The sequence below is a fragment of the Methylophaga sp. UBA2496 genome, from assembly GCF_002341635.1.
Classification (GTDB): domain Bacteria; phylum Pseudomonadota; class Gammaproteobacteria; order Nitrosococcales; family Methylophagaceae; genus Methylophaga.
On record NZ_DDOK01000004.1, the window covers coordinates 572,325 to 585,749 of the forward strand.

A 13,425-nucleotide genomic window follows, 5' to 3' on the forward strand; every position below is an offset into this window, starting at 1 on the left:
AGATTGAACAGCCGCGTATGATTTACAATGTGCGCATGTCGACTACTGCCAAAATCCTGCTCACCACGCTTAATGCCCGCTATATGCACTCGGCATTTGGTTTGCGTTATTTATATGCCAATCTCGGTGAGCAGCAATCCGCCGCCGAACTGATCGAATTCACTATTCAGGAACAACCGCTAAGCATTGCTGAAAAATTGCTTAGCTATCAGCCTGAGGTTATCGGGTTCAGTGTGTATATCTGGAATGTTAGTGAAATTGAGGCGGTAGTTGGGCTGTTAAAATCGATTAAGCCTGAAATTCGTATTATTCTCGGTGGCCCGGAAGTCAGTCATTCACCTGATTTACCGAAGCTATGTGATCTGGCTGATTATGTGATTGCTGGTCCCGGGGAACAGGATTTTCGTGAGTTGTGCGAAAAATTACTGCAAGGTGAACACCCACAGACCAAATATATTGATGGCCGCGCCACCCCATTAGAGCAACTGGTTCTGCCTTATCTTTTTTACAACGATGAAGATATTCGTAACCGGTTGATCTACGTTGAAGCTTCCCGTGGCTGTCCGTTTAAATGTGAGTTCTGTTTATCAGCTTTGGATAAAACCGCGACGGCATTTCCACTCGATGCATTTCTCACTGAAATAGATCAGCTGTGGCAGCGCGGAGTGCGAAACTTTAAATTTATCGACCGTACCTTTAATCTGAAAATCACCACCAGCATTGCCATTCTGGAGTTTTTCCTGGAACGCATGAGCGATGATTTATATCTGCATTTTGAAGTGGTGCCGGATAATCTGCCGGATAAATTGAAATCAGTTTTACAAAAATTTCCGCCCAACAGCCTGCAATTTGAAATTGGTATTCAGACCTTTGACAGTGAAATTCAGGAACGTATCAGTCGTAAGCAAAACAACGATAAAAGCAAAGACAATATTCGTTGGCTGCGTGAACATAGCGGCGCGCATTTACACACTGATCTGATTTTCGGTTTGCCCGGCGATACGCTGGAAAATTTTGCAGACAGCTTTGATCAATTAATCGCCCTTAATCCACATGAAATTCAGGTCGGCATTCTCAAACGCCTGCGTGGCGCGCCATTGAACCGGCATAACGAACCCAGTGATTTACGCTTTAATCCTCTGCCGCCGTATAACCTGCTCAGCAGCCGTGAAATCAACTTTGCCACCATGCAACGGGTCAATCGTTTTGCCCGTTACTGGGATTTAATCGGTAACTCGGGACGGTTTATCAATACTTTGCCGTTGCTGCTTGATGAGCAACCGTTCTGGCATTTCATGACCTTGTCAGATCAGATTTATCAGCGTACTGGTCAAACCGCTAAAATTGCGTTGAAACGTCTGTTTGAACTGATTTATGTAGTGCTGACCGAAGATATGCATCACCCGGCAGAATTGGTCAAAGATCATCTGCGACTGGATTATGCCCGAGCTGGACTCAAAGGTCAGCCGGATTATGAAGCGCTGCCTACCTTAAATAAACCTGCCAAACTTGGTACAGCCAATAAACGGCAGCGGTTTCATGCTTGAGTTTTACAATCGGCCTTAGCTGGGAACTACATTTAGATGTTGGGTTTCGACCCTCAACCCAACCACCAAACTTTTTACAATGAAAGCAGTTTCAAGATCCTCCTAATCCCCCTGTTGTGCTGACGAGTAGCACAGTTTTGTCTGGATCACGGACAGCCACTGTTTGAGCAAAGCGAGTTTAGCTGGACGCCAGAGAAAGCGATCAACGCAGTGAAGCCGCAGGCCAGCACAAGGGGTGCTGTACGAGTTAAGAACATAGGTAACAAAAAAGTTCAGATACATAGGTAACACATTGTTTTAATCATGAGCATCAACGATGGAGGTGCTCATGCCTTGGCGAGATGTGAAACCGATGGAAGAACGTATTTTGTTTATTGCAGATTATTTACGTGGTGCGGGCGGTAGTTTCAGTGAGCTATGCCGACGCTATCAAATCAGTCGAAAGACCGGTTACAAGTGGGTACAACGTTATCAGAAGCAAGGGCTTGATGGTGTCACCGAGCTGTCACGTCGCTCCCACCACCATCCTGAAGCTATACCTTTTTCGATAAAACAGGCCCGAAAAAAATACAGGCGAGTCTTAAGTTGCGGTTCCCCACGCTGGAGCCTCCGTCATTAACGACAATTTATAATGTGCTCAACCGAGCAGGTCTGATTGATAAACGTCGCAAGCGCCAACGTGTAGCCCCTTATCGCGATCCATTTCAATCAGTGACAGCGCCTAATCAAGTGTGGAGTGTTGATTTTAAAGGTCAGTTTAAACTGGGCAACGGACAGTGGTGTTATCCCTTAACGGTTATGGACCACCATAGTCGTTTTTTACTGGCTTGCTGTGGTTTGGAAACGACGGCTACTGAGCCGACCAGGCGTTGTTTTGAGCACATCTTCAGAGAGTTTGGGTTGCCTCTGCGCATTCGCAGCGATAATGGTGTGCCATTTGCCAGTAAAGCGGCTGGCGGTTTGTCTGCGTTAAGTATTTGGTGGATAAAGCTTGGGATCCATCCTGAAAGGATCCAACCCGGCAAGCCACAACAAAATGGTCAGCATGAGCGTATGCATCGAACGCTAAAACAGGCGGTAACGCAGCCTGTCAGTGAGTCAATGGCCGCACAGCAGCAACAATTTAAAGAGTTCAGCAACCTGTATAACCATCAACGGCCACATGAATCTTTGCAACAACAAACACCAGCCTCTCACTACTCGGCATCAGGAAGAGCCTATCCTGAGAAGTTAATGGAAATGCACTATCCGGACTATTTTAGTGTGTTGAAAGTCACGCATACCGGTGTAGTCTATTGGGGCGGTGGACAAGTTTATGTGTCTCACTTATTACGCGACGAATACATCGGCATGGAGCAAGTCGCCGATGGCGTATGGGATTTATACTTCGGCCCCATCAGGCTTGGTGGTTTTGACCAACGTAAGGTTGGAGGTGGAATTACAAGTTATTGGACTATTCGGGTGTAACCCATGTAGTTGAATTAAACTGTTACCGATGTATGTGAATCGTACACATGCCTTTTCTTTTGGTTTGTTTTCTTTGGGCATGCAAAGAAAATGAACTCGACGTTAAGTCGAAAAAGTCAGCTTTAGGTTATTTATTCGTAAGCTCAACGCCATACAGCAAGCCTCGCAACTCACATTAAACATCATAAAATGAATTAAACTACCGCACTATGAACTCAGATCAATCATTTACTCCCAGCCCCTGCATTGGCAAATGCGGTCTTGATGCACAGGATGTCTGTCGTGGCTGTTTCCGGACAATGGATGAAATCCTGCGTTGGGAAAATATGAGTGAAGCAGATAAACAGTCCACCGTAGTGAACTGTAAAACAAGGCGGCAGATGCGCGCTCATGTTCATAGACGCGCTTAAAGAATTAACTTCGCCAGTGTTTTAAACTCAGCGTGGCTGGCATCGCCAAGCCATTCAAACAATACTGACTCCACGTTACTGACCACCACCCCAGCATGGCGCATCCGTTGTATTGCATTGTACTGATTGGCTTTTGAGCGTGAGCAGACACCATCTTCCGCCACATACACACTATAGTTTTCTGATTTTAAGGCTAAAGCGGTTTGCAGAACACAGATGTGTGTTTCCATTCCCAGCAGGATGACCTGTTTTCGACGTGTTGCAGCAAGTTGATAGCGGAAATCCTCAGATTGCATGCAGGAAAAACAGGTTTTTTCTATGATGTTGGTGCCGATCGGCAAATTATCCTGTAATGCAGACTCTGTTGGCCCCAGACCTTTTGGATACTGCTCTGTGGCAATGACCGGAATATTAAGCACTTTCGCCGCGGTCAGTAAGATTTTTATCTGATTGATCAGACGTTCACGCACCCCATCGGGCATGGCCTGGGCCAATTTCTGTTGTACATCAATTACCACTAAAACACTGTTTTCAGAATTTGCCATCATGGCAATAACCCCTCCTTAAGCTCTGGGTTCCAACCACTGATTAATTTGCTCAATATCATTCAAACTGACTATCCCGGCGGCTTGTTTAAGTCTTAACGTATTAACGACGTATTCATAACGGGAACGTGAGTAATCACGTAACGCGCTGAATAGCTCACGACGGGCATTCAGAACGTCTACTGTAGTACGCGTGCCAACTTGAAATCCGGCTTCAGTAGACTCCAATGCTTTTTGATTTGAATATACGGCCTGTTGCAGGGCATTTACCCGACTGATGCCAGACATCACACTGTTATAGGCGGCACGTGTCTGTCGCATAATAGCGCGACGTTGCTCTTCTTCATTTTGCATCGCCTCATCCAGGCGAAAGCTGGCTTCGCGGGTTCTGGAACTCACTACGCCACCGGCATATATCGGGATATTGACCTGTAAACCTAATATTCTCTGATGGGTTTTATTGCTGCCGCTCAGGTTACTGTCACTTTGTGAGGTATAGCCTTTCTGGGCCACTAAATCCAGCGTCGGATAATGGCCACTGCGTTCAAACTCAATATTCTCACGGGCAAGATCGACATTGCTGCCAGCGGCGAGTAAAACCGGATTCATCACAATCGCCTGCTCACTCCACTCATCAATACTTTCCGGCTCAGGCTTTACCAGTGGAGTGTCATCTTTAAGCTCAGCTAACTCACCAGGATATTCACCGGCTGTTTCACGCAATGCTTCACGGCTGTTAGCCAACAAATTTTCAGCTTCAATGACGGCCGCATTGGCCAAATCATAAGCAGCTCTTGCCTCACTGACATCGGTAATGGTTGCCAGACCGACTTCAAATCGTTGATCGGCCTGTTCAAGTTGTTTTTCAATTGCTTCAAGTTCTGCCAAAGCAAAACTCAGATCATCTTCTGCCCCCAAAACAGCAAAATAACGTTCGGCTACCCGAACAATCAGTTCCTGTTCAGCGAATTGATAATTGGCTGCAGCGCCTTCAATGGCAATATCTGCCTGACGTGACTGTACAAAATTATTACGGCGGTAAATCGGTTGCACCAGACTCAAGGTATAACCATGATCGTTATACTCACTGGTACCACCAAACCGTTGAGAAGAACTGTCTGTCCATACCTTGCTGTTATTCGCCACCATATCTACTTGCGGTAAAAAGGCTGCATCAGCTTGATCAGCTAACTCCCCCGTGGCACGTTGCGCTGCAGCCTGGGCCATTAATATCGGATCGCTTTGTGCCGACAAATTATAAATATCGACAAGATCCTGAACCGCCAGGGCCGGTCGACAAAATAATGTCGCAAACAAACTAACTACAAACAGCGCTTTCATGCTCAATCCTTAATAAACCTTCATACTGGAGTCGATCTCCGCCGCCCAGGCATTCATACCACCATCCAGATTTATGACGTCAGAAAAACCTAACTGTTCAAGATATTGTCCGACTTGAGCGCTGCGTTGCCCAGAACGGCAAATCAACACTATCGGACTTTCTTTCGCCATTTCAAGTTCACCCACATGTGCCGGAATGCTGTTCATTGGCATATGTTGAGCGTTTTCCAGCATGCCATTGGCAAGCTCATGCGCTTCGCGTACATCAATCAAAATGGCCTCCTGCGCATTTTTCTGCAGAAATTCATCCAATTGTGTTGCTGACATTTGTTTCATAACAAGATCTCTACATTAAAAGGTAAATTCAGGTTTTGTTTCAGCGTGCACCATCGGCGCCACCACTGTTTCAAATAAATTTTCGGTTTGCCATTGCCACTCATCTGAACGGGTAATGCGCTGCACCTGCATAGCAGGAGCCTGGCCTGTTATAGCCACTAAATGGCCACCGACTTTAAGTGCATGAAGATAGTCTTCCGGAACCTCCAGGCAACTGGCCGTCAACACGATCACATCGATTCGATCAGCCAACTTCCAGCCATGGCTGGCATCACCGCAATGTAACACCACATTTTGCACACCAGCGGCTTCCAGTCGCGAACCAGCCAATCCAGACAGTTCGGCAAAATATTCAATACTAATGACGTTTGATGACAGTTTGGCGATCAATGCAGTAAAAAATCCACTGCCCGTGCCAACCTCCAGAACTGTATTAGCAGGCTTTAATTGCAAGGCCTGTAATATCCTTCCCTCTTCCAGAGGTGTCCACATAAACTGACCACAGCCGATGGGCAGACGAGTATCTGAATAGGCCAACGACTTATAATCATCAGAAACAAATTGAGCACGATCAATCTGCTGTAATGCTTCCAGAACATCAGGATTAGAAACTTCATTGGGCCGAACCTGCTGCCAGACCATATTGGAATGTGCTGGACTCATGGTATTTGACATGGTGATTTCCTAGACATCAGATACTACTTTTTAATCAGCTAGGATATGACCTTTCCAGAAGTGGTGCAACCGCATCCATAATGCTGATATCGGTTGAACAGGCGCTAGTTTTCAGGAATGTTTAAAACAGATTACCAATACAAACAGGTGGCTGCGAATTTGAGCTGGTAAGCCGTTTAATTTTTGCTTCAACCGCGCTTGGTTGCTCTGTGAAACAATGGCTCATGTACCGATTCACGAGAAAAGCGCCAGCAGGCAATGACAACCGCCAGGGAAGAAAATACCAGAAGTACCCCAATATCCATCCAGATTGAAAAATCTGACTGGGCACCGGGAACAGCATGTTTTAATAAATCCACACCATAACTGAACGGATTAAACAGCACCACATAGCGCAGAATATCAGGTAACTGGCTGACCGGATAAAGCGCACCACTTAAGAAAAATACCGGGAAAATAAAGAAATTCATAATGACCGCAAAGTTATCCAGTGTTTTGGAAAATACTGCAATCAAACCGCCCATCGACGCACAGGCTACAGCGGTTAATAATGCGGGTGGAATTAATAGCAAGGCAATCTGTATATCAATCAAACCAATCAGCAATAGAATAACTAACAATAATAAAGCCTGCACCATAGCAGTTATGGTCGCAGCAATCAGTTTGGATAACACAATCCAGTAATGCGCCACTGGTGCAATCATCATCATGCGCATCACACCGAATTCTTTGTCATAGACCAGTGTTAATGCGGACAATAAAGCTGCAAATAACAAGGTCATCGCTAACACACCTGGCACCAAAAACTGCAGATAGCCTTCCTGCTGCGCCCCGCTTAACATACTGCCAACACCCGACCCAATGACCAGTAACCAGATCATCGGGCGCACCATTGAACTGAATAAACGGGCTTTTTGACGGAATAATTTTGTCAGCTCACGCCCAACAACGGCTTTAACCGGTAACCAACTCATGCTGCCTGCTCCTGTTCCGGTGGACAGACTTTCCAAAGATACACATCATTGAGATTCGGCTTACGCCAGCGCATGGCGTTAATACTGTTGCCCAATGCCTGTTGCAGAGAATGCAGATCAGTATCGGCATTTTTAATCAAAAAGCTCAATTGTTCATCTTCTATAATCGGTTGCCCAAACTTAGGCGTAAGCTCTGAGACGACATGCTCAATATCAGCACATTCAATTTCCAACACATACTCTGCCAGTTGTCGCATCAAATCTGTCGGTTTTCCCCCTTTTTGCAACACACCGCGCTGGATAAAATCCACGTGATCACAGGCCACAGCTTCTTCAAGATAATGCGTTGTGAGGAAGACTGTCATACCATGATCACGACGCAACTGCTCGACAAAACGCCAGATAGATCGTCGATTGGGTAAATCCAGGCCAATGGTCGGTTCGTCAAGAAATAGTACCTGGGGTTGATGCAATACGCCGCGGGCAATATCCACTGCCCGGCGTTGGCCTCCTGAAAGCGCCAGCAGTTTGGTATTACGCCGACTTCCAAGATTAAATACGGCTAATAATTCTTCGATACGTTCATTGGCTTGTTTTTTGGACATACCATAGAGTGCGGCAGCAAATTGCAGATTTTCGTCGACTGTCATCGTGCGATCCAAAGCCGAATCCTGAAACACCAGACCGACCGAACGGCGTATTGCCACTGGATCTGCCAATATGGATTGATTAACAATCCAGGCCTCACCCGCAGTAGGCGAAGTCATGGTGGTGAGCATATGAATAGTAGTGCTTTTGCCGGCGCCATTGGGGCCTAGCAGTCCGTAGCATTGGCCCGCTTTAACATGAAGATCCAGTCCATTTACCACAACGGCCTGACCATATCGCTTGGTCAGGCCGCTGGTCTTAATTGTTAGGGTCTGTTGATCTTTCATAGCCGCCTCTGTTGTGATTTAAAAAAACGCCACACAAGGCGTGAGCAATGTAGTTTGTGAGTTTCATCCATATATCTCTACCCTTTAGGGCTTAAGCTCAAAAAACGTTTAGCTCCATGAATGGAGTGATCGCACCGGTGCATCCTTGCACATCGTATGCAAAAGCAATGTCCGGAAAATTGCTTGTTCTGACGCTTTTGTAGTTATTCTAAATGAAAGACGAGTAAAGCTCCCGCGTACTGCCCCACGCCCCCTGACCTAACATCCATGCAGGCCACAAAGGCTGGGACACATTCCGACCACCTGCGTTGTAAATGATTTATGCAGAACCACTACATCACATTATCAACACCTTGTTGGAGGAAAAGCTCTTCCAGTAGTGGCGGCTATGAAACACCAATAGATATTTGCTCAGAACCCACTGATTTGTTTCGAGTTTTTCGGATTACGGAATACTAATGGTTTGGCAACTTCTGTTGGTTTTTCAGACTCCCTGCGACCCCGTTCAATCGCTTCATCGACCACATGACGATCAGGTGATTTGCTGCAAACCGGATCTGCCATGGCGGGATCGCCGGTCAGCATATACGCCTGACAACGACAGCCACCAAAGTCTTTTACTTTTTCATCGCAGCTGCGGCATGGCTCTTTCATCCAGTCAAAACCACGGAAGCGATTAAAGTCGTTTGAATCTTCCCAAATTTCCTTCACACTGGTATCGCGAACATTTGGCAAAGTCATGCCGGGTAATTCGCGGGCAGCATGACATGGTAAGGCCGTGCCATCCGGGGTAACGGTCAGGAACACATTGCCCCAGCCATTCATGCAGGCTTTTGGACGATCTTCATAATAGTCAGGAACGACATAGTAGATCTTCATATTGCCTTTTTGCTGTTCCTGGTACTCATGGGCAATACGTTCAGCTCTGACCAGCTGCTCTTTCAACGGCAATAGTTGATCACGATTATGCATCGCCCAACCATAATATTGCGTCGTGGCCAGCTCGACATAATCGGCATCCAGATTAATCGCCAGATCGAGGATTTCGTCGATTTTGTCGATATTCTGCCGATGCGTAACAAAACACAGCACCATCGGATAACCAGCGGCTTTAACCGCTTTGGCCATTTCAATTTTGTGTTGAAAGGCATCTGTCCCTGCAATCAGGTTATTGAGATCCTCTGAGCTCGCTTGGAAACTGACTTGAATATGATCCAGACCGGCTTCTTTAAAGGCTTTTGCCTTACTGGCATCCAAACCGATACCTGAAGTAATCAGGTTGGTATAGAAACCTAAATCACGTGCAGCTCGGATTAGCTCGATAATATCGGGACGAACCAAAGGCTCGCCACCCGACAATCCCAGCTGTGTTGCGCCCATTGCCCGGGCTTGTTTAAATACATCAATCCATTCCTCGGTGGTCAATTCGCTTTTGATTTTGGCGAAATCCATCGGGTTGGAACAATACGGACATTGCAATGGACAAGCATAGGTCAGCTCTGCCAATAGCCATAAAGGCTGCCGGATAGCATCACGTACATTCATCCCCAGAGCACCACCGGTGCTGCCGGGCGCTTTATTCTGCTCTGATCCAGTCGTTGCCATGTGCTTCCTCCAAAAACTGATAGACGTCATCGTCTAAATCTGCGCCATCGAATGCGACTTTTAGTTCTGCAATCAATTCGCTAACGGTTTGTTTCTTTTCACTTATACGCTTCAAAATTTCGCCAGCAGCAGGATTTAGTTTGACCATGCCTTCGGGATACAACAAAACATAACAATCCTGCATGGGCTCCCATTGAAAGCGGTAACCTAATGCCAGTACCGGCACACTGTCTGCGTTAAATACGCGCTCTGTCATTTTTCAACATCCATACAATAAGGTGGGCGATCTTCAATATACGCCATCCACATTGCATCCAGCATGGTCCACAAGATATCCAGCTTGAACTGCAACAGATCCAGTGCACGCTGTTGTTTCTCGCGTGTATCACAATAATCCAGCGTGATCTGCAAGCCATGTTCAACATCACGCCGCGCTTCGCTTAAGCGTTTGCGGAAATAACGATAGCCACGCTCATCAATCCATGGATATAGTTCAGGCCAGTTATCCAGACGCGCCTGATGAATTTTCGGGGCAAACAACTCGGTTAATGAAGAGCCTGCGGCTTCCTGCCATGGTGCCCGACGGGCAAAATTGACATAGGCATCAATCGCAAAGCGCACACCGGGTAATACATGTTCATACGATGTCAGTTCCTGACGTGTCAGACCTACCGCTTCACCCAGTTGTAACCAGGCTTCGATACCACCTTCCTGACCTTCAAAACCATCGTGATCCAGAATGCGTTGTACCCAGTGTTTGCGTACTTCGGCATCTTCACAGTTGGCCATAATCGCCGCATCCTTAATAGGAATCGCAGTTTGGTAATAAAAACGGTTTGCCACCCAACCCTGAACCTGTTTCTGATTCAGTTTTCCCGTATGCATCAATTTATGAAACGGATGATTGATGTGATAAAACTGCTCTTTATCACGCAGCTTTTGTTCGAATTCTTCTTTTGACCAAGGTGTGTTGTCAGCCATCGTTTGCCCTTTCCCGATTGTTATAGCTCAATATCCATACCGTCGTATGCCAACTCGATTCCTGCGTTGTTGAGCACCTGACGTTCTGCCGATTCTTCATTAAGGATCGGGTTGGTATTATTAATATGAATCAAAATCTTGCGCGGACGTTCCATCGAATTTAAAAAACTGATGGTGCCGCCCTCTTCCGACTGATTAATATGGCCCATTTCCTGAGCACGTTTATCACTGATGCCCTCTTTGGACATTTCATCATCAGTCCATACCGTGCCATCCACCAGAACTACATCGGCATTACGCATAAATTCGAGTACATGATCTTCGACCACGCCCAAACCCGGCGCATAAAACACATTCTTACCCGTACGGCTATCTTCAACACGAATACCGACATTGTCACCTGGCACCGTATTGTGGCGATGAGGTGAATACGGTGGTGCTTCGCTTTTTAATGGCACAGCGGTAAATATAAGGCCCGGTGCTGCCGGGATGGTAAATGACTGTAAATCAGTTTTGATTTCATGCCAGTTGATGCCACGGAAATGGCCGAGAATATTAAATACCGGAAAGCCCGTAGTCAGGTCGCTGTGTACGGCTTCAGTACAGTAGATATCCCATGGTTTATTATGCTCGCGCAGAGTCAGCAATCCCGTAACATGATCAATTTGTGCATCAGTGATCAGAATGGCTTTGATAGCGGTGTCACGAACTTCTCTGGCTGGTTGTAACGCCGGGAAATCATCCATTTGTTTCTTGATATCCGGTGATGCATTAAACAGAATCCAATCAATACCATCGGAACTTATCGCGATCGAGGACTGTGTACGTGGGCTCGCTTTTACTGTTCCTTCTCGCACGCCCTTACAGTTATTGCAGTTGCAATTCCATTGTGGAAAGCCTCCGCCGGCGCCTGAACCCATGACATGTATGTGCATATTTCTCTTTCCTGTCGACTCTTTAGCAAATCACACTGATTTATTATGAATTAATCATAGTAACGTAAAGCAGTCTGATTTGCTGGCCGGTTGAAGATGCCCGGAGCATTTGCTCCGGACACATATCCGAACGTTAAAATTAACGGTTGCAGATATACATGGTGACTTCAAAACCGAAACGCATGTCTGAATATTCTGGTTTAGTCCACATAATAATTTCCTCTCTATAGGTTATTTATAACGCCGTCTGAACTATTCAGACGGTATGTGAATATTACGGCGAAGTAAGATAAGTAGCGTCAGCAATTAACGCCTTGGTGTTCAGGATTTTCCTGAATGGGTATCAGGAAAAATAGCCTGATTTAATGTTATGAAATTATTTAAATTAAGCAAAAAAAAAACCCGACATCAATGATGCCGGGTTCTTAATTTTACTTAACTGTCTATTTATTAACTATAGACTTTATCTTTAGCTGTATTACAGGCTAAATACGCTCAGAACACCACCCAGGTTAGTCCAGCTAGACAGTGCTTTGTAAGCACCAACTGCACCAAGACCGTCTGAGTCATTTTCCAAACTTGGGATAGCCATACCGATACCAGCCCAACCACCTACACCAGACAGGATAGAAATATACTGTTTGTTGTTGTGTTTGTAGGTGTTGACGTTACCGATGATGCCTGATGGAGTTTTGAATCTCCACAGTTCACGGCCAGATTGCGCATCAACTGCTTTTAGGTAACCTTCCAGTGTGCCGTAGAACACAACATCAGAGGCAGTTGCCAAAGCACCTGACCAGACTGAGAAGCGCTCTGGGTTTGACCAGACGATTTTACCTTCACGCGCATCCCAGGCAATGAAGTTACCCAAGTGTGTATCACCTTCTGGTGGGTACATGCTCAGAGTAGCACCAACGTATGGTTGACCCGCTACGTATTCAACTTCGAATGGTTCGTAGTCCATGCAAACATGGTTGGTTGGTACATAGAACAGACCGGTACGTGGTGAGAACGCTGCTGGCTGTTGATCTTTTGTACCCAATGCTGCAGGACAAACGCCAGTAGTGTTCACGTCTTCACCGTTACGTGCAGTAGAGTATTTCGCTACACGATCATGCAGACCGGTTTTCAGGTTTACGCCATTTGACCAGTTAACAACTGGATCAAATTTTTCAGCAACCAGCAATTCACCTGTTTCACGATCCATGGTGTAACCAAAACCGTTACGGTCAAAATGCACTAACATTTTACGCATTTGGCCTTTGATTTTTTGGTCTACCAGGATGTTTTCGTTTACACCGTCATAATCCCACTCATCGTAAGGCGTCATTTGGTAAACCCATTTCGCCATACCAGTGTCTAAATCACGACCCCACAAAGACATTGTCCATTTGTTGTCGCCTGGACGTTGTACCGGGTTCCAGGTAGAAGGGTTACCGTTACCATAGTAGAACTGGTTCAGGTCAGGGTCATAAGAATACCAACCCCAAGTGGTACCACCACCGATTTTCCACTGGTCACCCTGCCAGGATTTCAATGAAGAATCCTTGCCAACCGGTTTCAGCATAGACATGGTTTTTTCCGGGTCAACTAACATTTCTGCGTCAGGACCAGTGCTGTATGCTTTATATTTAACGTTACCGTCTAAATCATAAGCTTGTACATAACCACGGA

16 protein-coding genes are annotated in these 13,425 nt (G+C 46.1%); 4 read left to right on the forward strand and 12 right to left on the reverse strand.

Features of this window, described 5'->3' with window-relative positions:
- The first annotated feature begins 17 nt into the window (after nucleotides 1-17).
- The 4 genes from B2W60_RS06030 to B2W60_RS06045 all read left to right on the forward strand — a co-directional run bounded on the left by B2W60_RS06030 (nucleotide 18) and on the right by B2W60_RS06045 (nucleotide 3,424).
- Complete coding sequence (locus B2W60_RS06030) at nucleotides 18-1,547, forward strand: B12-binding domain-containing radical SAM protein (protein ID WP_292362115.1); 1,530 nt, start codon at nucleotides 18-20, stop codon at nucleotides 1,545-1,547.
- 328 nt (nucleotides 1,548-1,875) lie between these two features.
- Nucleotides 1,876-2,166 (forward strand): helix-turn-helix domain-containing protein, encoded by a 291-nt coding sequence (locus B2W60_RS06035; protein WP_292362114.1) that lies wholly within the window; start codon nucleotides 1,876-1,878, stop codon nucleotides 2,164-2,166.
- Between the two features lie 14 nt (nucleotides 2,167-2,180).
- Nucleotides 2,181-3,014: an integrase core domain-containing protein gene (locus B2W60_RS06040; RefSeq protein WP_292362113.1), complete on the forward strand. Its 834-nt coding sequence runs from the start codon at nucleotides 2,181-2,183 to the stop codon at nucleotides 3,012-3,014.
- 209 nt (nucleotides 3,015-3,223) lie between these two features.
- Nucleotides 3,224-3,424, forward strand: a complete 201-nt coding sequence (locus B2W60_RS06045; RefSeq protein WP_292362112.1) for a DUF1289 domain-containing protein — start codon at nucleotides 3,224-3,226, stop codon at nucleotides 3,422-3,424.
- On the opposite strand, the gene B2W60_RS06050 is transcribed toward B2W60_RS06045, so the two are convergent.
- The 12 genes from B2W60_RS06050 to B2W60_RS06105 all read right to left on the reverse strand — a co-directional run.
- Nucleotides 3,421-3,972 (reverse strand): hydrolase, encoded by a 552-nt coding sequence (locus tag B2W60_RS06050; RefSeq protein ID WP_292362111.1) that lies wholly within the window; start codon nucleotides 3,970-3,972, stop codon nucleotides 3,421-3,423. The genes B2W60_RS06045 and B2W60_RS06050 overlap by 4 nt on opposite strands.
- Before the next feature lie 15 nt (nucleotides 3,973-3,987).
- Nucleotides 3,988-5,310: a TolC family outer membrane protein gene (locus tag B2W60_RS06055; protein ID WP_292362110.1), complete on the reverse strand. Its 1,323-nt coding sequence runs from the start codon at nucleotides 5,308-5,310 to the stop codon at nucleotides 3,988-3,990.
- A 9-nt stretch (nucleotides 5,311-5,319) separates the two neighbouring features.
- Nucleotides 5,320-5,646, reverse strand: coding sequence for a rhodanese-like domain-containing protein (locus B2W60_RS06060; RefSeq protein ID WP_292362109.1), 327 nt, complete (start codon nucleotides 5,644-5,646; stop codon nucleotides 5,320-5,322).
- A 15-nt stretch (nucleotides 5,647-5,661) separates the two neighbouring features.
- A complete protein-coding gene (locus B2W60_RS06065) occupies nucleotides 5,662-6,321 on the reverse strand; it encodes a protein-L-isoaspartate O-methyltransferase family protein (RefSeq protein WP_292362108.1) in 660 nt (219 codons plus the stop codon).
- Nucleotides 6,322-6,509: 188 nt separating this feature from the next.
- On the reverse strand, nucleotides 6,510-7,295 hold the full coding sequence (locus B2W60_RS06070) for an ABC transporter permease (protein ID WP_292362107.1): 786 nt from the start codon (nucleotides 7,293-7,295) through the stop codon (nucleotides 6,510-6,512).
- Nucleotides 7,292-8,230: an ABC transporter ATP-binding protein gene (locus tag B2W60_RS06075; protein ID WP_292362106.1), complete on the reverse strand. Its 939-nt coding sequence runs from the start codon at nucleotides 8,228-8,230 to the stop codon at nucleotides 7,292-7,294. Before B2W60_RS06075 ends, B2W60_RS06070 begins: the two co-directional genes overlap by 4 nt.
- A 411-nt stretch (nucleotides 8,231-8,641) precedes the next feature.
- Entirely contained in the window at nucleotides 8,642-9,835 is a 1,194-nt protein-coding gene (gene pqqE / locus B2W60_RS06080; protein ID WP_292362105.1) for a pyrroloquinoline quinone biosynthesis protein PqqE, read from the reverse strand.
- Entirely contained in the window at nucleotides 9,807-10,091 is a 285-nt protein-coding gene (pqqD, locus tag B2W60_RS06085) for a pyrroloquinoline quinone biosynthesis peptide chaperone PqqD (protein ID WP_292362104.1), read from the reverse strand. The genes pqqE and pqqD overlap by 29 nt, the downstream gene beginning before the upstream one ends.
- The gene (gene pqqC / locus B2W60_RS06090; protein WP_292362103.1) at nucleotides 10,088-10,816 is read right to left on the reverse strand and encodes a pyrroloquinoline-quinone synthase PqqC; all 729 of its coding nucleotides are present in this window, start codon (nucleotides 10,814-10,816) and stop codon (nucleotides 10,088-10,090) included. Before pqqC ends, pqqD begins: the two co-directional genes overlap by 4 nt.
- Nucleotides 10,817-10,836: 20 nt before the next feature.
- Entirely contained in the window at nucleotides 10,837-11,751 is a 915-nt protein-coding gene (pqqB, locus tag B2W60_RS06095) for a pyrroloquinoline quinone biosynthesis protein PqqB (protein ID WP_292362102.1), read from the reverse strand.
- 139 nt (nucleotides 11,752-11,890) lie between these two features.
- Nucleotides 11,891-11,962 carry a pyrroloquinoline quinone precursor peptide PqqA gene (gene pqqA, locus B2W60_RS06100; protein ID WP_081443609.1) on the reverse strand — a complete coding sequence of 24 codons (72 nt, stop codon included), beginning with the start codon at nucleotides 11,960-11,962 and terminating at the stop codon, nucleotides 11,891-11,893.
- A 267-nt stretch (nucleotides 11,963-12,229) separates the two neighbouring features.
- Nucleotides 12,230-13,425: PQQ-binding-like beta-propeller repeat protein (locus B2W60_RS06105; protein ID WP_292363965.1), on the reverse strand; the 1,196-nt coding region annotated here is incomplete at its 5' end.